The sequence below is a fragment of the Cohnella nanjingensis genome (assembly GCF_014212125.1).
Lineage (GTDB): Bacteria > Bacillota > Bacilli > Paenibacillales > Paenibacillaceae > Cohnella > Cohnella nanjingensis.
Map to the genome: position 1 here is coordinate 307,037 of NZ_JACJVP010000011.1, position 23,845 is coordinate 330,881.

Genomic DNA, 23,845 nt, shown 5'->3' on the forward strand with positions numbered 1-23,845 from the left:
AAGCTCGTAAATTTGCTCTTATGGCAATTTACGAGCTTTTTTCATCGGAACAGTGATGCCCGTTTATTCGGACGAAGGATGAAAATGGCCGTTATCATCTTGGTCATGATGATCGTGATGGTCGTGATGGTCGTGATGTTCATGAAGATGGTGCTCATGATCACGATGATGATCGTGATGCTCGCGCTTATGTTCATGATGATCGTGGTCGTGGCCATGATGAGTATGATGCGAATTCGCCAGATGGGAAGGATACAGGTCCGCCTGTGCAATCACCCGGTTCCCGATGACTGCGCGAAGCACGTTCGGACGCTCGTCCAAGTCTCGAGTTCCCGCGCCGTAGCCGACGGACAGGACGGTCATGGCGGGCAGCGTGACGTGGAAATCGTCGGCGAGCGCGCAAACGATTCCGGCTCCTGTCGGCGTGGTCAACTCTTTTGGTATCGGCAACGGTGCCAGCGGCTTGCCCTTCATCAGCTCCAGCGTCGCGGGCGCGGGTACTGGATAAACGCCGTGCGCGCAGACGACGGTGCCATAGCCGAGCGGAACGGGAGAGCAGCAGATTGCATCGATTTCCAGCGATTCGAGCGCGAGCGCGACGCCGACCGTATCGACGATTGAATCGACCGCGCCCACTTCATGGAAATGGACTTTCTCCAAGGGAATGCCATGAATCTTCCCTTCCGCCTTGCCGATCGCTTCGAAAATGGCCAGACTTCTGGCCGTTGCCCGCTCGGGAAGTCCGGCGGCGCGAATCATCTTGACGATGTCGCTGTAATGCGCATGATGCGCGGGTTGAACGTTTGGATCCAGAACGACGTCCGCCTTGAGGGCGGAAATGCCCCGTTTGTCCACGCGGTTCCACCGCAGGGAATAGGCGGGCAGGGCAATCTTGGACAGTTCCGTCTCGATGTAGCGGGGGTCCGCGCCGGCGTCGACGAGCGCCCCCAACGTCATGTCGCCGCTGATGCCGGCTATGCAGTCCAAGTAAAGGATTTTCACGATGCTAGTTCTCCCTTCGGATTTGCTTGTGAATCGAGGCGGCCGCATATGCCGCGCCGAAGCCGTTGTCGATATTGACGACGGTTACCCCGGGGGCGCAGCCGTTGAGCATCGCGCCCAGCGCGATCAAGCCGTTCAGGCCGGTACCGTAGCCGACGCTAGTGGGCACGGCGATGAGCGGCTTCGCCACCAAACCTCCGAGCACGCTCGGCAGCGCCCCTTCCATGCCGGCGATGGCGATGACGACGTCCGCGCCGCGGATCAGTTCGAGCCGAGCGAACAGACGGTGAATCCCGGCCACGCCGACGTCGGTAATCCGCTCGACCCGGCTGCCCATCATTTCCAGCGTAACCGCCGCTTCTTGGGCGACGCGCAGATCGGAGGTGCCCGCGCAGACGACCGCGATGTACCCGCCGCGTTCCGGCTGCGGAATCGCCCTAAAGCCGGTCAGCATCTGGGCGTCCTCATGATACTGGAGCCCGGAGACGCAGTCGGTTACCCGCACCGCTTTCGCGGCGTCCACGCGAGTCATGAGCAACCTGGAGGTGTGCGCGCTCATGCGCTCGGCAATCCCGATCAACTGCGCGGAGGTTTTGTTCTCGCCGAAGACGACTTCCGGAAAGCCGAGACGCTTCTCTCGGTCAATGTCCAGAAGGGCATAATCGTTTACGGGGTCCACACCGTTCCGTTGGTCGTTCATCACGCACCTCCTTTCGGGAGCATCTCGTTCATGCTTCCGGTTCGGTACCCTTGCAGGTCGAGCGTGACGTATTTGAACCCGAAGCTTTGCAAGGCCGAGGCAATGGAATGATGATGCTCGATCGCCTTGGCCATGTCCCGGGGCATCAATTCCAAGCGGGCAATTTCGCCGTGATGTCGGACCCGGACCTGGTAAAACCCGAGATCGAGCAAATATTGCTCTGACTTGTCCAGCCTATCGATCTTCTCGCGGTCGATCGGTGTGCCATACGGGATTCGGGACGAGAGACAGGCGAAGGATGGCTTGTTCCAGGTCGGCAATTTCAGCTCTTTGGACAACGCGCGAATGTCGTCTTTGGTCATCCCTGCTTCCAGGAGCAGGCTGCGGACGCCTTCTTCGGTCTTGGCCATGAGGCCCGGACGATAGTCGCCGAGGTCGTCCAAGTTGGTGCCGTCCAGCATATACGGCAGGCCATGCTCCGCCGCCAGCCGTTTCAGATGCGCGTACAGGCCTTTCTTGCAGTGGTAGCAGCGGTCGGGCGCATTGGCGACGAACGCGCGATTGTCCAGCTCGGAAATTTCCGTCAACAGATGAGTGACTTTCATATCGGATGCCAGTTTCACCGCGGCGTCGAATTCGCGGCTCGGGAACGTTTCGGAAGCCGCCGTAACGGCGGTGACGCGGTCGCCCAGCTCCTGCTGCGCCCGCTTAAGCAGAAACGTACTGTCTACGCCGCCGGAGAAGGCAACCAGCGCGCTGCCGAGCGAACGAAGCAACGATCCGAGCAGGGCGTCTTTGACTTCCAAGGATAAGGCTGCGACGTCTTTCATTATGGCGATCCTCCCGTTCATAAAGTGTATTATGTCAATCATTAAGAAAATACCTTGCGAACTGGACTCAACAGGTTTCCGCGTTCGATATTGATTATAAAAGACAGAGGGAATCAAGTAAATAATTTATTTAATAAGAAAATACTTTTCATTTGACCGGGGACTTGATAAACTAGGTGCCAGAAGATCCTGTATTCACCTTAAAACTTAATCATTAAGCGAAAGGCGGTATTCGCATGGCATCCGTGAGAGCAGTATTGTTCGATTTCGACGGGACGATCTCCACCCTCCGCGCGGGTTGGGAAGAAATCATGAGACCTTTCATGAAAGAATCCATTGCAGGCGGCAAAGAATGGACCGAAGCGCAGGAAAAGGAGCTGGAGCGCGAAATCGACGATTATATCGATCAGTCGACCGGCATCCAGACGATTTATCAGATGCAATGGCTGGCGGATCAGGTGAAGGAGAAGGGCTGGAACGAGCGCGTTCTGGACCCGTGGGCATACAAGGCCATCTATAACGAAAGACTGCTGGCGCGGGTGAATGAACGCGTCAAGCAATTGGGCGAAGGCAATTTGCAGACGGAAGACTATCTGATCAAAGGAGCGGCCGCTTTCATCCGGGAACTGCATGGCCGAGGAATCGAGATGTATGTGGCGAGCGGAACGGATCACCCCGATGTCGTGAGGGAAGCCGAAGTGCTTGGCATCGCTTCGTACTTGACCGGGATTGCCGGCGCTCCGGTCGGCAAGGCGGAATGCTCCAAGGAGAAGGTGCTGCAGGATTTGATCCGGGACAAAGGGTTCAGCGGACCGGAACTGGCGGTGATCGGGGACGGCAAGGTTGAGATCCGGCTTGGCAAAGAGGCGGGCGGCATTGCGCTCGGGCTGGCGAGCGATGAGGAACGAAGAGAAGGGCTGAATCCGGTGAAGCAACGGCGGCTCGAGGCGGCCGGGGCGGACTGGATCGCGGGAGATTTCAGCCGTCCCGAAGACTGGCTGTCTCGATTGGGGCTATAGCCGAATGCCATCCTACTATAAACGTTATCGCAATCATGGCTGCCGGCTTACGGAAGATTTGCAATATAAGGGATACCGCACCCTGATGCTGGAGAACGACCTTATACAGGTAATTTTACTCCTGGATCGGGGAGGGGAACCGGTCCGCTGGCTGCACAAGCCGACGGATACCGACTTGATTTGGCATACGCGCACGGGGCTGCTTCCGGCACACGGTCTGTATCCCGACTATCAGATGACTTACTTGGGCGGCTGGCAAGAGATGATGCCGGAGGTGAGCCGGACGCATGAGTACCGGGGCGCGACGGTGCACCGGGGGGAAACGTCCATCACGCCTTGGGATTACGAGCTGATACGCGAAGATGAGGAAGAGCTTCGCGTGCAGTTGACCAACCGCCTTCGTTCGTTGCCGCTGAAAGTGGAAAAAACGTTCATTTTGAGGCATGGGGACACGGCGGTGCGCATGGAAGAGAGGGTGTACAACGAGTCGCCGGTGCCGATCGAATTCAATTGGGGACATCATCTGGCTTATGGGGCGCCTTTCCTGAAAGAACATTCGCGCATCGGGTTCCATCCCGGTTCCGTTGTGGTGAATATGGAAACCGGGGAAAGAAGCGTTTGGCCGGCGATGCCCGGGGCGAATTCACAGGTCGATCTCTCCGTCATGGCGTCGCCCGGGACGCCAAGGCCGCTCCTAGCCGTCGAATCCCGGTCGGGGGAATACCGACTTGACGCCGGCGATCGTGTCGGACTTTCGTTAACCGTTCGTTGGGACGCGGACATATGGCCGTACGTTTGGTACTGGCAGAACTTCGCCGCCGACTCGGACGCTCCTTTCTTCGGAAACGAGTACAACATCGGACTGGAGCCGTTTAATGTACCGCCCAAGTGGACGTTAGCCGAAGCGGCGGAGCGGGGGGCTGCCCTGAAGCTCGATCCGAACGGCAGCTTGTCCGCCTGGCTTGAGATTGAATTGAGCAAGGAGGGAGAAAAAGATGAGACATGAGCGGTTGTCGTTCGATGCGGTCAAGACGAATTCCGTGTTCGACCGGCGCAATCTCGTCACGATCCGCAATATGGCTCAGCCTTATTCGGACGTGCCCGAAGCGTGGCCGCAAGCGCGGAAAGAGCAGGAAGCTTTCGCGCGGTTGATCGAAGCCGTCGTCGCCGCCAGAACGTCGGGAAAACCGGTCATTTGGTCCATGGGCGCCCACGTCATCAAGAACGGCATGTCCCGCTACGTCATCGAAATGGTGCGGCAAGGCATCGTCACCCATGTATCGGGAAACGGGGCGACCAGCATTCACGACTTCGAGCTGGCGTTCCTCGGAGAGACGTCCGAAGACGTCGCCACCGCGATCGAGGACGGCTCTTTCGGGATGTGGGAAGAGACCGGCCGTTACATGAACGAAGCTATACAGCTCGGCTCTTCGGAAAACCTCGGATACGGAGAGAGCCTTTACCGCTACTTGAACCGTCACCCCGAACGTTTTCCTCATTACGACGATTGCGTCTTTGTCCAATGCCAACGTTCGGGCGTGCCTTATACGTGCCACATCTCGATCGGCACGGATATCATCCATCAGCATCCGATCGCCGACTTCGAGGCGCTGGGTCGAACGAGCGGGAAAGATTTCGAGACGATGTGCCAATCCGTGGCGGAGATGGCGGACGGCGGCGTTTTCCTCAACTTCGGTTCCGCGATATCGGGTCCGGAAATCTTCCTGAAGGCGGTCAGCATTTGCCGGAATGAAGATCTTCCGATGTCGTCGGTCGTCGCGGCGAATTTCGATATCGTGCCCGTGTACGCGGATGACGTGCCGCCGGCAATCGCCTCCGAATTCTACTATCGCCCGCGCCGCAATTTCATCGACCGTCTCGGGCAAATCGGCGGGCAGGGGTATTTGTTCCACGGCCTTCATCAAGCGACGATTCCGAATCTGTTCCACGGTGTGCTCCGGCGCAAGCGGGAGCTCGGCGTTTCGTTCCCCCGCTATGAGCGCGTGGAACGTCTGTCGCGCGAACGCCGGAAGCTGTATCCGATCGCGGAGCGGCTTGCGTCTCTCCGCATCGAAGTGTTGGAGAGGCCGTCGCCGTGCAAGGAGTCCGACTGGTCCGGCCAACGGGACGAGACCTTCCGCATCTTAACCCAGCGCATATGGGAAGCCCGCGATCAAGGAGGCGAGGTGATCGTCTCGCTTGGAGGCAACGTGATCGGCAACGGCGTATCGCCCGACCTTATCGAGCTGATCGAGCAAGGGGTGATCACCCATCTGGCGCTGAACGGCGCCGGAGCCTTTCAGGACGTGGAGCTCGCCGCATTCGGCCAGACGGAGGAGCTGGATGCCGGAGCGCTGAGCAGCGGCAAGCTCGGCATGTGGGAAGAACCGGGCGCGCTCGTTCATCGCGCGCTCCGGGAAGGGTACGGCAAAGGGCTCGGTTACGGAGAGAGCTTGATCGATCATATGAACCGTCATCCCGAGCTGTATCCGTATGCCCGATTCAGCTTGCTTCATGCTTGCAGCCGTGCGGGCATCCCCTGCACCGTCCACGTCACGCTAGGCACGGACAGCATTCAACAACATCCGGACGTCGATTTCTCCGTGCAAGGAGGCGCGAGCGGCCGAGATTTCCGGATTTTCGCCGGCACGGTGACCCGTTTGGACGGGGGCGTCTATATGAACTTCGGCTCGACGGTTACGGGACCGGAGGTGCTGCTCAAAGCACTGTCGATCGCGCGCAATCTGGGCTACAACGTCAGCCGGATCACGACGGCGAACTTCGATATCGTCAAGCTAGGGGATTATCATTGCAAGGTCGGTTACGAGGACTGGGACTATTACTACCGTCCGCGCAAGAACATCATTCACCGCCCGACAAGCCTGGGCGGGGACGGATTTCATTTTGAAGGCTTGCATCAGGAGACCATTCCGGCCATACGGCAAGCTTTGGCGAATCGCGGAGACAGAGGGAGAGCAGAGTAATGGAACTCATGGAGAAAAGCCGGATGCAGCCGATGGTTCGGCGCGCCGACGGCATCACCGAAGCGCGTATGGGCCAACTGCTGGACGGTTTCGGCTCGCTGCGCGCGGGGGTGATCGGAGACGTGTGCCTAGACGCCTACTGGGTAGCGGACCTTACGCGCAGCACGCTGTCGCGCGAAACGCCGCACTATACGCTGCCTATTGTAGACGAGCGGTATTCGCCCGGCGCGGCAGGCAACGTTGCCGCCAATCTGGCAGATTTGGGCTGCGGCAAAGTGATGGTTTGCTCGGTCGTAGGCGACGATTGGCGGGGCGAACTGTTAAAGGGCTTACTGGCGGCCCGCGGCATCGAGACGTCTTATTTGATCACCGACCGCGATTGGATGACGCCCGCCTATTGCAAACCGATCCGCACCGGCTTGCAGAACGTTCAGCAGGAGGATGCGAGGCTCGACTTCCAAAACTTCGGGCCGCTGCCCAAAGCGCTTGCCGAGAAGCTTGGCGAAATGCTGGATGCCATGGCTATGCAGTGCGATATCATCGCCGTGACCGACCAACTGCCGTTCGGCGTCATCGGGGACGGGATTCGCGTCAAGCTGGCGGAATGGGCGGCGAAAGGGAAGATCGTCATGGTAGACAGCCGCGAGCGTATCGGATTGTACCGGGGCGTGATCGTGAAGCCGAACGAGGTGGAGGCCAGCGGTTGGCTTCGCGAAGAGGCGACGGCAAGGACGCCGGAGGAATGGGCGGATTTGGCCCGCCGCTTGTCGGGAGAAGTACAGGGCGTCTGCTGCATGACGCTTGGCTCCGAGGGCGCGATTTGGGTGGAAGGGGACAACTGCGTATTCGTGCCGACCCGGCCGGTGCCGCCTCCCATCGATATCGTCGGGGCAGGAGACGCATTCGCCGCAGCTTCGTTATGCGCGCTTGGCGCCGGAGGGACGGGGCCGGAGGCGGCTGCGCTCGCCCATTGCGCATCTTCGGTCGTGATCCGGAAGATCGGCACGACCGGAACCGCTTCGCCGGACGAGATTCGCTCGGTACATGCCGGATAGACCACACGCCAATGTCATTCGAAAGGGGCAACGAGAATGCTTTCCAATCCGATCATTGATCGCTGGTTGTCAAGCTTGACGGCCAAATACCCGGATTTGTCGGCATGCCGGGAGGATATCGAGGCGGGTTACCGATGCTTATCGCGGGCGTACGAAGCAGGGGGCAAGCTGCTCGTATGCGGAAACGGCGGAAGCGCCGCCGACAGCGAGCATATCGTAGGCGAACTGATGAAAGGGTTCATGTCCAAACGGCCGTTGTCCTCGGACCGGCGCGGCTTGCTGGAATCCGCATTTCGGGAGGACGGCGCGTATCTTGCCAACCATCTGCAGGGGGCGTTGCCGGCGATCTCGCTCGTCAGCCATTCCGCCCTCATGACGGCGTATGCCAACGACGTCGCGGCGGACATGGTGTTCGCCCAGCAGGTGTACGGCCTCGCGAAACCGGAGGACGTCTTGATTGCGATCAGCACGTCCGGAAACTCCGGCAATGTCGTTCGGGCGGTTCAGGTTGCGCATGCGCTGGGGGTGGCGACGATCGCACTCGCCGGAAGCGGGGGAGGAAAGCTTGCCGATTTGTGCGACGTGACGATCCGGGTGCCTTGGACGTCGACGCCCGACATCCAAGAACGCCATCTTCCGATCTACCACACCTTGTGCATGATGGTCGAACAGGACTTTTTCGGGGACCGGCACGAGGGCGCAATCGAGGAGGATCGAAATGTTCGAGGAGCATAAGCGGGAGCATCGGGAAGACGGAATGGTCATGCTGCAGACGAACATGGACGACATGAACCCGGAGTTCTGTCCGTACGTGAGCGAACGGCTGCTGTCGGCGGGTGCCCACGACGTCTTCTGGATTCCGATCCTGATGAAGAAGGGACGGCCGGGTTTCTTGCTGAATGTCTTGACGAATGCCGACCGTCTGAATCTCATGGAGGCCATCGTCTTCGAAGAGACGACGACGCTGGGCATGAGGTATATATGGACGGAATGCAAACGGCTTGAGCGCCATTCGGTCGATGTCGAAACCCTTTGGGGGACGATCGGCGTCAAGGTGGGCGTCATGGGCGGGAAAACCGTGCAATTCGCCCCCGAATATGCCCATTGCGAGGCAGCGGCCAAAGCTCATGGCATTCCCTTGAAGACGGTATACGAGGCTGCAAGGAACGCGTATCGGATCTTCGTTCAGGATAAGGAGGGCGATGCGAAGTGAAAGCCGATTTTTCCGCGGGGTTTCGGGACTTATGGAAATACATCATTCCGCTACTGCTTCTTCATGGTGCCGGCGCCGCCATGCTCGGGGTTACGGCCGGCCCATATCCCGCATTATGGGGGATGGGCTTGATTGCGTATACGCTGGGACTACGGCACGCCTTTGATGCGGATCATATCGCCGCGATCGACAATACGGTCCGAAAGCTGACGCAGCAAAACCGGAATCCGCTGGGCGTGGGCTTCTTCTTTGCGTGCGGACACGCTTCCGTCGTCCTGCTCATGGTAATCGCCACAACGGTCTCCATGCGCTGGGCGCAGCGGAAGCTTCCGTTGCTGCAGGAAATCGGAGGCGTGGCGGGCGCGACCGTTTCCGGCATGTTCCTCATCGTCGTAGGGGTCGTCAATCTGTTCATTCTCATGAACTTGCTCGGGGTTCGCCGCAAATACCGGGCAGGTGCGCTTGCCGCATCCGAACTCGAGAAATCGCTGCACGGTCACGGATTCCTAGCCAGGCTGACGAAGCCGCTCATCAAGCTGATCGGCCGCAGCTGGCATGTCTATCCGCTTGGCTTCCTGTTCGGTCTCGGCTTCGATACCGCCAGCGAAATCGCGCTGCTCGCGATGTCCGGCACGGCCGCGAACCAAGCATTGCCGATCGCGGGCATTCTCGCGCTGCCGCTCCTGTTTGCCGCGGGCATGACCTTGATGGACACGGCGAACGGCGTCATGATGGTCAAAGCCTACCGCTGGGCGCTCCAGGAACCGCTGCGGAAGCTCCATTACAATCTCGCCGTCACGTTCATCGCGGTCGCCGCCGCTCTCTCGATCGGAGCGATCGAGTTGACGGAGACGTACTTGGCCAAGTGGGACGGCAGCGGGAATATCCAGCAATGGATCGAGAATATCGAGCTAGGATGGTGGGGTTACGGTCTTGTTCTCCTCTTTGCCGTTGCATGGATCGTAGGTTACGCTGGGTGGAGAAGGGGAGGACGATTATTCCCCGGTCGGTTTTTCCGTCTTTAGCGCGAAAGCGAAGGGACGGATATCCATGACGAGCTCCCCCTGGACATGAATGTCGTTCCAGGGGGTTCATTTGATTTGCGCATCGTCCTACGTCTTCGTGCCGGCCAGCGTCTGCAGCGGCTCGTTCAGAAGGGCGCCGAACACGAGCGCTACCGCACCGACCGCGTTCTGGGACGCGCCGAAAGTGGCGGATTCGATATGCAGCCGATCCCTGACGAAAGCGTACATCCTTGCCTTTACGCGGCTGCGGATTTCGGAAAGGTGCATCGTCAAATACGGATAAAGCTTGCCTCCTAGTACGATGACATCCGGATCGTACGTGTTGAACAACGTCGTGAGGGCGCATTCGAGATAATAGAGCGTCTCCTGCATGCATTGCACCGCAGCCGGATCTCCCTCGCGCACGGCCTGAAAGAAACCGTCGATGGTGTTGCCTCCCGACCATCTGCGCAGGATGCCGGGGATCGAGCCGACCGTCTCCCAGCAGCCTTCGTTGCCGCACGCGCATATTTCGCCTCCGGGCAAAAGCGTGATATGGCCGACCTGCCCGTACAAGCCGTTGGATCCGACGACGAGCTCGCCTTTGGCGACCACTCCGCCGCCGATGCCCATGCCCATCGTGACGAATAACAGGTCCTGCGCTTTGCGCCCGAGTCCGTACCATCGTTCCGCCAGCGCCGACGTGCGAGCGTCATCCTCGATGAAGACGTTCAGCCCGAATCGGCGTTCCAGCGCGGATTGGATCGGGTATCCCTCCCACCCGGGGAAATTCGGAGGGCTGAGCAGCTTGCCCGTTTTTTTGTCCATCGGGCCCGGAATGCTGACGCCCAGCCCGATGACGGGGCTCTTTTTGTCGGTGGCATCGGTCTTGAGCGATTCCAGGTGAGGCGCAACCAAGTCCAGCACCTGCTCCGGATTGCGGATGCCGACAGTGTTGCCTTCCACCGACTTGATCATGCGCCCCGCAAGATCGGCCAGCACCACTTCGAACGAGGTCCGTCCGATATCGAGACCGATAATCATATAGCGGTCCGTGCGCAGCTTCAGCATGACCCTTTTGCGGCCGACGGAACCGGAGGACGTTTCCGATTCGCGGATGAGCCCCGTCTGGAGCAACTCCTGGGTGAGGTTGGTGATCGTTCCCGAAGTCAGTCCGGTTAACTCGACCAATTCGACGCGCGAGATCGATTCATGCTCCCATATCTTCTGCAAAATGTCGGCCATGTTGTGCTGCTTGACTTTCTGCAAATAAACCGGTTTCAGGGTGGTCATTGATCAGTTCTCCATTTGCTTTATTTATTAAAATTATTATACTGAACTTGAATTCACTGCGCAAAAGGATGGGAGATAGCTTTCAGAGTGTCGTTCGCAAAATAAACTTACTCATTAAGCTATTATCCAAAGCCGCCATGCGGGTAAATCGACAAAAATGGAGGTTGGACCAACGTGGAAGAGATTCAGGAGCAATCGCGGCAAGTCATGCCCCATGGCCGCACGACGCCACAACGCTTCGGCGCCGCCGGTGACGGGGCGACCGACGATACGGAGGCGATCCAGGCCGCCTTGAACGCGCTCGGATCGTCCGGCGGCGGCACGCTCGATATCGGGAGCGCGCGTTACGCGGTAGGCAACCTGAACGTACCGGCAACTGTCACGATTCGCGGCGAGTTGGCGAACCCCGAGCAAGTGCACGGGGCCACCGTGAGCTATTACACGCTGCCGTCCAGCTTCATTCAGCGGATCGGAACGACGATTACGTTAAACAGCGGGTCCGTGTTCGAACGGGCGGTCGCAATCCGGGAAGGACTCTCCCTGCCGGCGGCGACCGACGAGCAGGCGGCGATCGCCATCGGCCAGTTCTCCGGCACGGCGTTCATTGCCGCCGATACGGGGGCGGCGATCCAGGACGCGCTGATTCTCGGCCACGAGCTGGCGTACTCCTCCGATTGTCCGCAAGGCGGCGGACGGACCCGGATGAACAACGTGAAAATCGATGCCCACAACGGCGTGGCCATCCGCAACGAATACGACATTGCCCGGCTGCACGACGTCCACTGCTGGCCGTTTCTCACCGTGCATGCCGCCGGCGTCACGCCCGCCAGTCTCCGCAGGCCGGGCACGGCATTTTCGCTGGCTCGCGTCGACGATTGGTCGCAGCTTTCCCGATGCTTCGCATACGGGTATACGATCGGTTTCTCGTGCGACGGCACCTCCAATATCCGGCTGTTGGAATGCGATGTAGACGGACCCGATACGGTGCCGGGCTCCCGCGGGTTTTCCATTACGGGCGAGGCAAACAAGACCAAGCTGATCGGATGTACGGTCAACTCGCTCGAAACGGCGCTCTACATCGATTTAAACGCGATGTCGAAGTGGCCGGAAGTGAGCACGGTGGATTGCTCGTTCGCGCCCGGCGTGACCGGCGTCGACTTGGTTGGCGGTTTTCTGATGTCTGTGAACGATAAGTTTTACAGCGGTACTTACGGTTACGTGATCGGGGCGGGCGCTCATTTCGCGAAGATCATGAGTCCATACTGGAACAACGTCCCTCAGGCCGTCACCGTCCATCCCGAAGCCGAGAAAAACGTCGAGCTGCTGCTGCCGAAGAGCGGGCATAACGTGAGCAATGCGTACGCCAACCAAATCAACGGAAACCTGTCAGTGCGGAGCTACGATCAGCCGTCGGTTGTCGGTACGGGACCTTGTTTCGACTTGAAGGGCAATTATGCATCGTCGACGGGGATGTATGCGAGGTTGCGCGCCAGTCTCGCAAGCATGAACCCGGGCCGTGAAGCCGCCGACCTCGTGATCGCCGCGTCGAACGGGGGCGAACTGGTCGAGCGATGGAAATTTCATCACGAAGGACATTTTTATCCCGTTATCGATCAATCTGCCACTTTGGGAGGCGCGAATCACCGTTGGGCGTCCGTGTACACGGTGAACGGCGCCATTCAGGCATCGGACGCCGCCCAGGTTGCCGATGTGCAAGAGATTGATGAGGTGTTGTTGTACGCTTTCGCTTCGATCCGGCCCAAGCAGTTCAGGATGAAGGATGCGAAAGACGCGAAAGGGAGTGCCGCGCGCTGGCACGTCGGATACTTGGCGCAGGACCTCGAAGCGGCGATCCGCAGCCATGGCGCCGATCCGGCGAAATACGGGCTTTGGTGCAAGGATGAGGTGGTTGACGAAACCGGCGTGGGGACCGGTGTCTACCGGCAAAGCTTGCGCTATGAGCAAATCGCCGTGCTGCGTGATGCATTGGAGCGGCATTACCGCGCTTCAGGCGGCTGAGCGGGTTAATCGAGTACAAGGAAGGTTGCCTCAGGCACCCCGGTCCATTTTCTTCATGGATCGCGGGTGCCTTTCTGTTTGGGACGACCATTGAAAATAGGAACTTTACAAACAAGTAGACATTGGTTATATTAATAAAGACAACATTAATACTTGTTTATTGAGTTTATACAACCTTCTGAATTCGAGTTGGCGTTCATCAAAGTCGTTTTTTTTAGGTCTTATATCTTAATGATTAAGATATAGGTGCATGGCGATAAGCAAATGAAAGGAGGGATCGGCAGGGGAGGGACCATTTTTTGAGGATGAGTTGTAAGCGTATTCAAGCGGGGAAGGTCGGTTCTCTTTTTTGGGGTCGAGCAAGGGCGCAATGGACGAGGAGGGGTATTGTGATCAAGCATCGGCGCATGGCTCAGTTCTTATGTTTATCCCTTGTCATCACCCTGTTTGCCGGTATCGGCGTTCTGCCCGGCAAGGCTGCGGCGGCAACGGGGGCTTCGGGCGATTATCTGGAATTCGCGGTGGTCAATGACGCTTCGGCAACCGCAAACCGATACGCTTATATAAAGTTCTCGGATGCCGCCTATACGTTTCAGGCGGGCGATTATATCGAATACGACGTCAAATTGCTGAACAACGTGACCGGTTCGGGCGGCATCGAAATTTACACGACACTCGGGACTTCATTCCGGGCGGAAAGCGGCTGGACGGATCAGAACGCGGTCGGCGGCCACCCGAACAGCGACTTGTCTTCCTACGCTTATAATCATTGGTTTCACCGGAAGCTGCCCGTGCCGTCTTCCATGATCGGCAAAACCGCCGCCCATTGGGATCTGGCTGCCGAGAACGATGCGGCTTCCCTGTCGTACAAAGCGCAATACGACAATATTACGGTCACGAATGGCAACGGCACCGCGAGAAAAGTCATTTTTCAGAACCGATCGGATTATATCGCAAGCGGCGACGTTCTGAAAGCTGGAGTCACCGGCAGTTCCGCAACGGTGCGAAACGACCGGATCGGGGCTTCGGGCTCGGTGCTCGAGCTGACGGTTACGAATGACGGTTCCTCGGGCAATAAATACGCGTACAGCAAAGTTTCCAACAAAGCCTACACCTTTCAGCCGGGAGACTACATCGAATACGACGTGAAGCTGGTCAGCAACGTCGGCGATGCGGGCGGCATCGAAATTTATACGACGGCGGGCACGCCATTCCGCGACGCAGCCGGTTGGAGAGACCAGAACGGCATCGTCGGCCATCCGGAGCGGGATCTTTCTTCCTACGCTTTCAGACAATGGTTTCATCGCAAATTGGCCGTGCCCGCTGCTATGATCGGGCAGACGTCGGCGCATTGGGACATTGTCGGAGAGAACAATACAGCTTCCATCAGCTACAAAGCGCAATACGACAACATCGTGGTTACGGACGGCAACGGAAACGCGAGAGCCGTCATTTTCCGCGATGCTGCGGATTACAACGCTTCCGGCAACGTGCTTGTCGCGGGCGTCGCATCCGCTTCCGTCGCGCTTGCCGATCTCGGCAGCGTACTGCCCGCAAGCCCTTCGGGCGATGTGCTCGATTTTTCGGTGACGAACGGAACGGGCACCGCGAACAAATATGCGTACAAGAAGTTTTCCGCGGCATCGTATACGTTCGCATCCGGCGATTATATCGAATATGACGTGAAGCTTTACAACGCGATAGACGGTTCGGGCGGCATCGAGATTTACAATTCCGACAACACGTACTTCCGCGATACGACGGGATGGCAGGATCAGAACGGGCAGCGAGGCCATCCGACGGAAAATCTTTCGGACACCGCATTCGCCAAATGGACGCATCGCAAGTTGGCGGTTCCCGCGGCCATGGTCGGCAAGACGGCGGCGCAATGGTTCGTAACCGGGGAGCACGATGCCGACTTGGTCGTTTACAGGGCGCAATACGACAACATCGTGGTGACGAACGGTTACGGGATGGAGAAGTTCAAGGTCTACAAAGATGCGGCGGACCAGAACGCAACCGGCGACATGAACAGCGCCGGCATCGCGTCCAGCTCGATCACGGCCGGTATCTACGTCGCGGGCGCGGTGACGCCTTCGGTCGTCGCGCCGGTCCATGCGGCGGAAGATATCGTCATCGCCGGCGTTTCCGTGACGAGCGCGCCGTACAATGCCGACAATACCGGCGCGGTCGACGCGTCCGCCGCGATTCAAAGCGCAATCGACGACGTGTACCAGGCAGGCGGAGGCGTCGTATGGATGCCTGCCGGCAAATACAAGGTGAGCTATACCCTCAACGTCCGGAACCATGTCACGCTGCGCGGGGACTGGAGGGATCCCGACGTCGGTTCGGGAAGCTACGGCACCGTTATCCTGGCCTATGCGGGCAAGAACGGAACGCAGTCCGATCCGGGGCTGATCCGCATCTGGGGAAGCGCCGGCGCGAACGGTCTTACCGTGTATTACCCGGAGCAGTCGGCAACATCGCCCGTGCCTTATCCTTATACGTTCGATATCGTCGGCAGGTCGGTCGGAGAAGATGGATATTTGACCGCCGCCGTGCAGAATGCCACGCTGCTCAACAGCTACCGGGGCATTACCGCCAAAGTGCACGAGATGCATACGATCCGCAACGTCAAAGGAACCGCGCTCATGAAAGCGCTCGCCCTGTACGATTCCGCCGATGTGAGCGAGGTCGAGAACGTCGCGTTCAACACGTCTTACTGGGCAAACCTTGACGTTTCCCTCTCCTCGAGCAAACCGACAAGCGCGCAAATCGCCGCATGGACGCGGGCGAACGCGACGGGCATGGAACTGTCCGGGCTGGAATGGGACAGCTTCAACCGCATCCGCCTGACCGACTTCAAAATCGGCGTCGACGTGATCCCTTCCTGGCGGTCGTTTAACGGACATTTGTTCGACGTCTCCGTCGAGGGCAGCAATATCGGGCTTCGCATCGACAACATTCCGGAGCAGCTAGGCATGGTGATCGCCAATTCTTCCTTCAAAGCGAATCAGGGAACGAATCCCGTCGCGGTTCGCATCAACAGCGACAATGCGACCGCGATCCAGTTCAACAACACCGTGATCGGCGGCGGAGCGGCGAATGCGGTTCAACTCGCCGGGAATGCGATGGTCAATTTCCAGAATTGCACGTTCGACGATTGGTCCGGCACGTACGCGCTCGTCGCAAGCAAGGGAACGCTGGCGGTCGAAGGTTCAACCTTCACGCCCGCGCTGTCGTCGGCCAAGAAGGGCGTGCAATTGCAGGCTAGCGTATCGTCGGCCGTATTGCTCGGCAATACGTTCACCGGAACGGCCGGCTATCTGCTCGATAATAGCAGCAGCGGCGACGTCAATAGGCAGGACACCGGCTACGCGCTGGAAAAATCCGATGTCGGATCGTATCCGTACAAGACGGCGAGGCCGAAGCCGGCCAGCAGCGCGTTCTACAATGTCAAGGATTACGGCGCGGCCGGGATTCCCTCCAACGTCAATCCGACGGCCGACGATACGAACGCCATCCAAGCTGCTCTCGACGCGGCGGGTTCGTCCGGCGGAGGCACGGTTTATTTGCCCGCAGGCATCTACAAAGTTTCCGGTCATCTCACCGTACCGGCCGGTGTGGAACTGAGAGGGAGCGACGACGTTCCGCATCGGGCGGCGGTATACGGCCCGTCGACGGGGACCATCCTTTATGCTTACGAGGGCAGAGGGACGGCGAATCCCGACACGGCAACTCCTTTCATTCTGCTAAACGGCGCGAATGCCGGAGTCAGGGGCCTGTCCGTTCATTATCCGGAGCAGGCGACGGACAGCGCGTCCAACATCGCCGCCTATCCATGGACGATTCGCGGCGATGGCAGCAGCGTATACGTGATGGATGTCAGCTTCGTCAACGCTTACAAAGGCATCGATTTCGCCACCAACGCCACGAACGGCCACTACATCAACCATGTCGGCGGTACTGTGCTGAAGGATGGCATCCGCGTCGGCAACAGCACGGAGGGCTGGGTCGAGCACTGTTTGTTCAACATCACGTATTGGGGAAGAGCGTACGGATTACCCGGGGCTTTGGAGGAAGGCTCGATGATGTTCCCGGTCGCGGGCGCCTACGTCAGCACGAATCTAAGCGCGTATACGGTAAGCGGAGGGGCGCAGAACGAGCATTTGCTGAATACGTTCGTGTTCAACTCCCGCAACGCCTTCACCTTCGAATCGACGGCGAATGCGGTCGTGCTCAACAGCGCCTCCGACTACCGCGGCAATGCGATCCGGGTGACGGGCACGGGCGCCGGCGGCGTCAAGATCGTCAATTTCCTGAGCAGCAGCTTCATTGACGGCAGCGGAGGGTCGGACGGCCTGTACAATGGCGGCGGAACGGTGAAGGTATTCAACTGGAATACGAAGGACGATTTCAACTACGTGCTCAACATGGCCGGAGGCACGACGGTCGTGCAGGGGACTTCGTTCGCCCATAATACGGCGAACGTCACCGGAGGCAGTCTAACCGTAAACGGCGCGTATTTCCGGGACGGCGGAACGCAGGCAACGGTCGGCTCGGGTGGAACGGGGAATTTCTGGGGCAACATCGGCGGCGGCGGGTTTACGGCCGCTTACGCCCCCGGCGCAAGCGGAACGTCGGCTCACAACATCAGAAGATGAGTCTAGCGGCTGAATAACGGACGGAGGCAGGCCCTTTCCCTGCGAGGTTACGGTATCGCTTGGGGGAGGGCGGCCTTCCGGTCAATTAATTTAATCAATAAGTAATTTCTAAGAAATTCGACGGCTTACGAGGTGGTACCGTGGGGAACATCGTGTTCAAGCACATATTCAAGCAATACAAAGGAGAGGACCAGCCGGCCGTCCGCGATTTTCATCTGCAAGTCGAGGACGGAGAGTTCCTTGTGCTGGTCGGCCCGTCCGGCTGCGGCAAATCGACGACGCTTCGCATGCTGGCAGGTCTGGAGGATATTACGAGGGGCGAGTTGTACATCGACGGCAAATTCGTCAACTACACCTCCCCGAAAAACAGGGATATCGCCATGGTCTTTCAAAACTACGCCTTGTATCCGAATCTGTCGGCTTATGAAAATATGGCGCTCGGTCTCAAGCTGCGGAAGACGCCCCGGCACGACATCGAACAGCGCGTCAATCGGGCCGCCCGCATTCTGGAAATCTCCCATCTGCTCGAGAAGAAGCCGAATCAGCTGTCCGGCGGCCAGAAACAGCGCGTGGCGCTCGGCCGGGCGATCGTCCGGGAGCCGAAAGTCTTTCTCATGGACGAACCGCTCTCCAATCTGGACGCCAAGCTGCGCGCCCAGATGCGGGCGGAAATCATCAAGCTGCACGGCACGATCCGAACGACGACCGTCTACGTCACGCACGACCAAGTGGAAGCGATGACGATGGGGACGCGCATCGTCGTTATGAAAGGCGGCGTCATCCAGCAGGTCGCTCCTCCGAGAGAGCTGTACGGCGCGCCGGCCAATTTGTTCGTGGCCGGATTCATCGGCTCGCCGCAAATGAACTTCCTAGAAGGCACCATTCAGCAGCGGGACGGCACGGATTACTTCGCGAATCGGCGATTCCGGCTGCCGGTCGCGCCCGGGCATGCGGCCGATCTGCGGGCCGGCGGTCGGAACCTGAGGCAAATCGTGATGGGCATAAGGCCCGAGCATGCGGCGATTCTGCCGCCCGGGACCGCGGATGACGATGAGCGGACGGTTACCGGTGTCGTCGAGATGATCGAGATGCTCGGAGCCGACGCCTATGCGTACGTGAAGTCGGGCGAGCAGTCGCTGATCGTACGGACGGAAGCCCACACGCCGCTGCAAGTCGGCGACCCTGTCAGGATCCGGATCGACATGGGCAAGGCCCATTTCTTCGATCAAGAATCCGGGTTGTCGCTCCGAACTTCGGGGGACGTGAGCGAATGAGCGGAAGATACCGGAAACGGCTGCTGTTCGCGGCGCTGCTCATCGTCCTGATCCTATTGTCGTTCAAGCTATTCGGCCAGAATGACCGGCAGGTGTTCGCTACCGATGTGGAGGCTGGCGAGCTGCTCGATTTCAAGCCATCGACCGGTTCGATCCCGTATGCCATGCTGCCGGGCACGCAGGAGGAGAAGAATGGTGCTTTGCCGACGATTGAGATCGACGCGGTCCGGTATACATCCGCCTCGCGCGATGCCCAAGTTGCGGTCAAGACGGATGCGGACGGACAAGAGGCGCTGTATTGGAACAACGACGAGGGCTGGGTGGAGTGGCGGGTGAACGTGCCCAAGGCGGGCGTATATCAGCTGGAATTCGACTATTCACCGCTGCCGGGAAGCTATGCCAATATCGTCCGCGGCTTGCAAATCGACGGGGAAACGCCGTTCGCCGAGGCGGAGAGCCTCGTGCTCGAGCGGTATTGGAAGGATGCGAAATTTCCGTACGACCGGAACGAAATCGGCCAGGAGATCCGTCCGGTTCAGCAAGAAATCGAGGGTTGGAAAACGACGGCCGCCGCCAATTATGCCGTGTCGTCCTTGCCATTCCGGTTCACGCTGGCTCCAGGTGTCCATACGATCAAGCTCGTCGCCGAAAAGGAGCCCGTTGCGATCCGCAAGCTGCGGTGGATGCCGCAGCCGGACATTCCCGATTATGTCGAATACAAGCGCAAGCATCCGGACACCGCAGGCGCGGGGAAATCGTGGTATCAGGTCATCGAGGCTGAACGGTACGAACAGAAATCGAATGCGGCCATCCAGACGATGCCTGTGTCGGAGCCGAATATTTCTCCGGACCCAAAAGGCAGGATCGTATACAACACGCTCGGCGGGGACCGTTGGCGCAACCCGGGCGACTGGGTGGAATGGACGGCCGAGGTGCCGGCAGACGGGTGGTACGTCCTCGACCTGAAATATTACCAAGGCTACCGCGGCGACTTCAAAGCCTTCCGCACGTTCATGATCGACGGCGAAGTGCCTTTCCGCGAGATGCTGCACTACGCTTTTCCTCCGAATGGCGGCTTCGAGATCGATTCCGTCAAGGATGGCAGCGGAACGCCGTATCGCTTTTATTTGACCAAGGGCAAGCACACGCTGCGAATGATCGCCGACGCTTCCCCGCTGCACCCCGCGCTGCTGGCGCTCCAAGACGTGCTGGCCGAGCTCGGCGCCCTGGATCAATCGGTCCGGATGATGATGGGCAACTACGGAAGCGGCTCGGGCGCCACCGCGCAAAATCTCGACACGCTGCGAACATGGAATTTGACCAAGTACGATCCCGGATTAAGCGGGAAGATCGAGGAGATGATCGAACGGCTGCGGCAGATTGCGGCTTATCTGGACGGCATCAATCAAAGCAAAACCGACATTACCGACGCGATCGACGTGGCGATCGATATGCTGCGGCAGATGGCCGATAACGTGAACGGAATCCCGAATCGGCTCACCGATTTCTCCACCATGCAGAACAATATCGGCACTTGGCTGTCGCAGCTCGACAACCAGCCGCTGCTGCTCGACTACATCGTCGCGCGAACGCCGGAAACGGCAACCGGACTGAAAGCGCCGACGTCGCTGAGCCGCATTCCGTACTCGCTGGTCAATTTCGCCCGCACGTTCTACATGGACTACGATACGAGAAAGCTCAACCGAAAGGGCGCGCTTACGGTGTGGGTACAGCGCGGAAGGGATTACGCGGAAGAGCTTCGCCAGCTGATCGAGTCCGATTTTACGCCGCGAACCGGGATCCGGGTCAACGTGAATCTGATGCCGAACCCGAATCAGCTCATTCTGGGCAACGCCGCCGGCGACCGGCCGGACGTCGTGCTCGGCGCCGGGACGGAAATGCCCGTCGATTATGCGATGCGGGGAGCCATTGCCGATCTGTCGACGTTCCCGGGATTCCCGGATGTCGCCCGCCGGTTCCATCCCGGCGCGATGCGATCGTTCGCTTACGACGGGGGGACCTACGCGCTGCCCGAGGTGCAGAACTTCCTTGTGCTCTATTACCGCACCGATATTTTCGAGCGGCTCAAGCTAAAGGTGCCGGACACCTGGGACGACGTCTACAAAATGCTGCCCACGCTGCAGGAAAACGGGATGACGATGTTCGTGCCGCCGAAAGACTTCGTCCCGTTCTTCTACCAAAACGGCGTCGAATTCTACGCTCCGGACGGAAAATCCGACAATCTCGGCAGCGACGGCGCGCTGGCGGCGTTCCGGCAGTGGACGGAGCTGTACACCAAATACTACTTGCCGCTGGATGCGCCGGCTTTTTTCAATCATTTCCGGAACGGCGACATTCCGATCGGCATCGCCGATTTCAATACGTATCTTCAACTGCAGGTAGCGGCACCGGAAATCACCGGGCATTGGAAGATCGCGCCGGTACCGGGCATCCGGCAGACGGATGGCCAAGTCGCGCGTTGGACGGCGCAGGGCGTATCCGGCGCCATGATCATGAAGAAGAGCGACAAGCAGCAAGATGCATGGGAGTTTCTGAAATGGTGGACGTCGGACGACGTGCAAACCCGGTACGGCAACGACATGGAATCGTTCTACGGCCTGGAGTACAGGTGGAATACGGCCAATCTGAAGGCCATGTCCTCGCTTTCGTGGCCCGCGGGCGATTTCCGGACGATCAAGGAACAAACGCGATGGGTGAAAAACATGCCCTACGTGCCGGGATACTATTTGCTCGGAAGGGAAATGGATTTCGCATGGAACGCCGTGGTCGTGGAAGGCAAGCCGCCCAAAGAATCGCTGGAGAAGGCAAGCGTCGCCTTGCAGCGCGAAATGCAGCGCAGGCAAGCGGATTTCGACATCTCCGGACGCGACGACCTTCGCGTGCCGCAAGTCGATCAACCATTGGATTGGGGGAACGTTGAACGATGACCGGACCGATGCCAACCCCCGCCCATGCCGTTCGTAACGTCAGGCCCTCGGTCGTCGCGGGACGACTCCGGCGTTTCGCCCGGGAATTCTGGAGCGCGCGGGTGACTTACCTGTTCCTCGCGCCGTTCATGACGGTGTTCCTGCTGTTTATCGTCATCCCGGTTTTCATGGCGGCATTCTTAAGCTTCACGTCATTCGACGGCTTCGCGTTCCCGAAGTTCGTCGGGTTTCAGAATTATATCGCGCTGCTCACGCAAGATATCGTCTTCTTGCGCTACGCGCTGCCCCACACGTTCAAATTCGCGCTTATCGTCGGTCCGGGCGGGTACGCGCTCGCGTTTCTGTTTGCCTGGCTCATCCATCAGCTGCCGAAGAAGTGGCGGGACTATTATACGCTCGCTTTCTATGCGCCTTCCATGGCCGGAGGCGTGGCGCTGTCCGTCGTGTGGATCGCCGCATTCAGCGGCGACCGGGTCGGCTACCTGAACCATTTCCTGCTCCAGATGGGCTGGATCGATCTGCCGCGGGTATGGCTGCAGGATCCGCGTTACTTGATGGACATCATGATTCTCGTTTCCCTCTGGATCAGCTTCAGCGTCGGTTTCCTCGCCATGCTGGCCGGGTTCCAGAACGTCAACGCGGAGCTGTACGAGGCGGGCCGCATCGACGGGATCCGGAACCGGCTGCAGGAAATTTTCTACATTACCATTCCGTCGATGAAGCCCCAAATGCTGTTCAGCGCCGTGATGTCCATCGTGACGACGCTGAAGGCGGGCGGTATTTCCGTCCAACTGACCGGCATGCCGATTACGCCGCAATATGCCGGCCATCTGATCGTCAACCATGTGGACGATTACGCCTTCATCCGCTTCCAGCTCGGGTATGCGTCGGCCGTATCGGTCGTGTTGCTCGTTATTTCCTACCTGGTGATGCGGTTCGCCTACCGGCTGTTCGCCCCGAAGGAGGGAGATTGATGGCCCTCTTCAAGCGGATCCGCAAAATCAAGGCGTTCGACGTCTTCCTTGTTGCCGGATTAACCGCGCTTGCGTTGTTCATGCTGCTGCCGATCGTGTTCATCATCAATCACGCGTTTAAGCCGCAGAATGAGCTGTTTTTGTTTCCTCCTACGTTTTTCGTCAAGCACCCGACCTTGCGCAGCTTCGAGCTGCTGTTTCTGCACGCGGGCAGCGATGTCGTGCCTTTCACGCGTTACCTGTTCAACAGCGTGTTCGTGGCCGGAATTACGTTGGCGCTGGTCATCCTCTTCAGCGCAATGGCCGCTTATGTGCTGGCGAAGAAGAGCTTTCCGTTCAAGTCGCTCGCGATGTCGCTCATTATGATCTCGCTCATGTTCGCCCCGGAAACGGTGCAAATTCCGCGGTATCTGATCATAAGCGGACTGCACGCGAACAATACGTATTTCGGGCATGTGCTGCCGTATCTCGCTTCGCCGGTCGCCGTCTTTCTGCTGATCGGATTCATCGCGCAAATCCCGAATGAGCTCATCGAAGCGATCAAGCTGGACGGAGCGTCGGAAGGGCGCATATTCACCCGCCTCATCCTTCCGCTGTCCGCGCCGGCTTTGGCGACGATCTCGATCTTTACGTTCCAGGGCGTATGGACGGACGTGGAGACTTCATCGCTGTTCATGCAGGACGAAACGATGCGGACGCTTGCCTTCTACGTCAACAGTCTGGTGAGCGGGCTGCAGAACAGCGTCGCCGGACAGAACATGGCGGCCGCCGCCGGCTTGCTCGTTTTTCTGCCGAACCTGATCATGTTTCTGCTGTTCCAGAGAATGGTCATGGCAACGATGGTTCATTCGGGCGTGAAATAGCCC

17 protein-coding genes are annotated in these 23,845 nt (G+C 58.8%); 13 read left to right on the top strand and 4 right to left on the bottom strand.

Annotation, left to right across the window (positions count from 1 at the left end; all coding sequences use genetic code 11):
• Nucleotides 1-63: 63 nt before the first annotated feature.
• The 3 genes from larC to larE are packed head-to-tail and all read right to left on the bottom strand — an operon-like array spanning nucleotide 64 to nucleotide 2,532.
• A complete protein-coding gene (larC, locus tag H7C19_RS09185; protein ID WP_185142336.1) occupies nucleotides 64-1,002 on the bottom strand; it encodes a nickel pincer cofactor biosynthesis protein LarC in 939 nt (312 codons plus the stop codon).
• 4 nt (nucleotides 1,003-1,006) lie between these two features.
• The gene (larB, locus tag H7C19_RS09190) at nucleotides 1,007-1,702 is read right to left on the bottom strand and encodes a nickel pincer cofactor biosynthesis protein LarB (protein ID WP_185142337.1); all 696 of its coding nucleotides are present in this window, start codon (nucleotides 1,700-1,702) and stop codon (nucleotides 1,007-1,009) included.
• On the bottom strand, nucleotides 1,702-2,532 hold the full coding sequence (gene larE, locus H7C19_RS09195; RefSeq protein WP_246469382.1) for an ATP-dependent sacrificial sulfur transferase LarE: 831 nt from the start codon (nucleotides 2,530-2,532) through the stop codon (nucleotides 1,702-1,704). Before larE ends, larB begins: the two co-directional genes overlap by 1 nt.
• Before the next feature lie 236 nt (nucleotides 2,533-2,768).
• Between larE and H7C19_RS09200 the strand changes: the two genes are divergently transcribed.
• From H7C19_RS09200 to H7C19_RS09230, 7 genes are all read left to right on the top strand, one after another.
• A complete protein-coding gene (locus H7C19_RS09200; protein ID WP_185142338.1) occupies nucleotides 2,769-3,551 on the top strand; it encodes an HAD family hydrolase in 783 nt (260 codons plus the stop codon).
• 4 nt (nucleotides 3,552-3,555) lie between these two features.
• Nucleotides 3,556-4,557, top strand: coding sequence for a DUF4432 family protein (locus tag H7C19_RS09205; protein ID WP_221469129.1), 1,002 nt, complete (start codon nucleotides 3,556-3,558; stop codon nucleotides 4,555-4,557).
• On the top strand, nucleotides 4,547-6,535 hold the full coding sequence (locus H7C19_RS09210; RefSeq protein WP_185142340.1) for a GSU2086 family protein: 1,989 nt from the start codon (nucleotides 4,547-4,549) through the stop codon (nucleotides 6,533-6,535). Before H7C19_RS09205 ends, H7C19_RS09210 begins: the two co-directional genes overlap by 11 nt.
• The gene (locus H7C19_RS09215) at nucleotides 6,535-7,590 is read left to right on the top strand and encodes a bifunctional heptose 7-phosphate kinase/heptose 1-phosphate adenyltransferase (RefSeq protein WP_185142341.1); all 1,056 of its coding nucleotides are present in this window, start codon (nucleotides 6,535-6,537) and stop codon (nucleotides 7,588-7,590) included. Before H7C19_RS09210 ends, H7C19_RS09215 begins: the two co-directional genes overlap by 1 nt.
• A gap of 66 nt (nucleotides 7,591-7,656) precedes the next feature.
• A complete protein-coding gene (locus H7C19_RS09220; RefSeq protein ID WP_246469383.1) occupies nucleotides 7,657-8,325 on the top strand; it encodes a D-sedoheptulose-7-phosphate isomerase in 669 nt (222 codons plus the stop codon).
• A complete protein-coding gene (gene larC2, locus H7C19_RS09225; protein WP_185142343.1) occupies nucleotides 8,309-8,803 on the top strand; it encodes a nickel pincer cofactor biosynthesis protein LarC2 in 495 nt (164 codons plus the stop codon). Before H7C19_RS09220 ends, larC2 begins: the two co-directional genes overlap by 17 nt.
• Nucleotides 8,800-9,828: a HoxN/HupN/NixA family nickel/cobalt transporter gene (locus H7C19_RS09230; RefSeq protein WP_313731504.1), complete on the top strand. Its 1,029-nt coding sequence runs from the start codon at nucleotides 8,800-8,802 to the stop codon at nucleotides 9,826-9,828. The genes larC2 and H7C19_RS09230 overlap by 4 nt, the downstream gene beginning before the upstream one ends.
• 87 nt (nucleotides 9,829-9,915) lie before the next feature.
• Here the strand turns inward: H7C19_RS09230 and H7C19_RS09235 are convergent, their stop codons facing one another.
• Entirely contained in the window at nucleotides 9,916-11,100 is a 1,185-nt protein-coding gene (locus tag H7C19_RS09235) for an ROK family transcriptional regulator (RefSeq protein WP_185142344.1), read from the bottom strand.
• A gap of 174 nt (nucleotides 11,101-11,274) precedes the next feature.
• Here H7C19_RS09235 and H7C19_RS35445 point away from each other — a divergent pair, with 174 nt between their 5' ends.
• From H7C19_RS35445 to H7C19_RS09265, 6 genes are all read left to right on the top strand, one after another.
• Entirely contained in the window at nucleotides 11,275-13,119 is a 1,845-nt protein-coding gene (locus H7C19_RS35445; protein ID WP_185142345.1) for a tail fiber domain-containing protein, read from the top strand.
• A gap of 389 nt (nucleotides 13,120-13,508) precedes the next feature.
• A complete protein-coding gene (locus H7C19_RS35450; protein WP_185142346.1) occupies nucleotides 13,509-17,783 on the top strand; it encodes a glycosyl hydrolase family 28-related protein in 4,275 nt (1,424 codons plus the stop codon).
• Between the two features lie 140 nt (nucleotides 17,784-17,923).
• A complete protein-coding gene (locus H7C19_RS09250) occupies nucleotides 17,924-19,057 on the top strand; it encodes an ABC transporter ATP-binding protein (RefSeq protein ID WP_185142347.1) in 1,134 nt (377 codons plus the stop codon).
• Nucleotides 19,054-22,005 carry an extracellular solute-binding protein gene (locus H7C19_RS09255; protein ID WP_185142348.1) on the top strand — a complete coding sequence of 984 codons (2,952 nt, stop codon included), beginning with the start codon at nucleotides 19,054-19,056 and terminating at the stop codon, nucleotides 22,003-22,005. The genes H7C19_RS09250 and H7C19_RS09255 overlap by 4 nt, the downstream gene beginning before the upstream one ends.
• Nucleotides 22,002-22,979, top strand: coding sequence for a carbohydrate ABC transporter permease (locus tag H7C19_RS09260; protein ID WP_246469384.1), 978 nt, complete (start codon nucleotides 22,002-22,004; stop codon nucleotides 22,977-22,979). Before H7C19_RS09255 ends, H7C19_RS09260 begins: the two co-directional genes overlap by 4 nt.
• A complete protein-coding gene (locus H7C19_RS09265; RefSeq protein WP_185142349.1) occupies nucleotides 22,979-23,842 on the top strand; it encodes a carbohydrate ABC transporter permease in 864 nt (287 codons plus the stop codon). The genes H7C19_RS09260 and H7C19_RS09265 overlap by 1 nt, the downstream gene beginning before the upstream one ends.
• The last annotated feature ends 3 nt before the right edge of the window (nucleotides 23,843-23,845 follow it).

Coding starts and splice junctions, on each gene's coding strand:
- larB (WP_185142337.1), bottom strand. CDS start 1,702: ATGAACGACCAACGGAACGGTGTGGACCCCGTAAACGATTATGCCCTT.
- larE (WP_246469382.1), bottom strand. CDS start 2,532: ATGAAAGACGTCGCAGCCTTATCCTTGGAAGTCAAAGACGCCCTGCTC.
- H7C19_RS09200 (WP_185142338.1), top strand. CDS start 2,769: ATGGCATCCGTGAGAGCAGTATTGTTCGATTTCGACGGGACGATCTCC.
- H7C19_RS09205 (WP_221469129.1), top strand. CDS start 3,556: ATGCCATCCTACTATAAACGTTATCGCAATCATGGCTGCCGGCTTACG.
- H7C19_RS09210 (WP_185142340.1), top strand. CDS start 4,547: ATGAGACATGAGCGGTTGTCGTTCGATGCGGTCAAGACGAATTCCGTG.
- H7C19_RS09215 (WP_185142341.1), top strand. CDS start 6,535: ATGGAACTCATGGAGAAAAGCCGGATGCAGCCGATGGTTCGGCGCGCC.
- larC2 (WP_185142343.1), top strand. CDS start 8,309: ATGTTCGAGGAGCATAAGCGGGAGCATCGGGAAGACGGAATGGTCATG.
- H7C19_RS09235 (WP_185142344.1), bottom strand. CDS start 11,100: ATGACCACCCTGAAACCGGTTTATTTGCAGAAAGTCAAGCAGCACAAC.
- H7C19_RS09255 (WP_185142348.1), top strand. CDS start 19,054: ATGAGCGGAAGATACCGGAAACGGCTGCTGTTCGCGGCGCTGCTCATC.
- H7C19_RS09260 (WP_246469384.1), top strand. CDS start 22,002: ATGACCGGACCGATGCCAACCCCCGCCCATGCCGTTCGTAACGTCAGG.
- H7C19_RS09265 (WP_185142349.1), top strand. CDS start 22,979: ATGGCCCTCTTCAAGCGGATCCGCAAAATCAAGGCGTTCGACGTCTTC.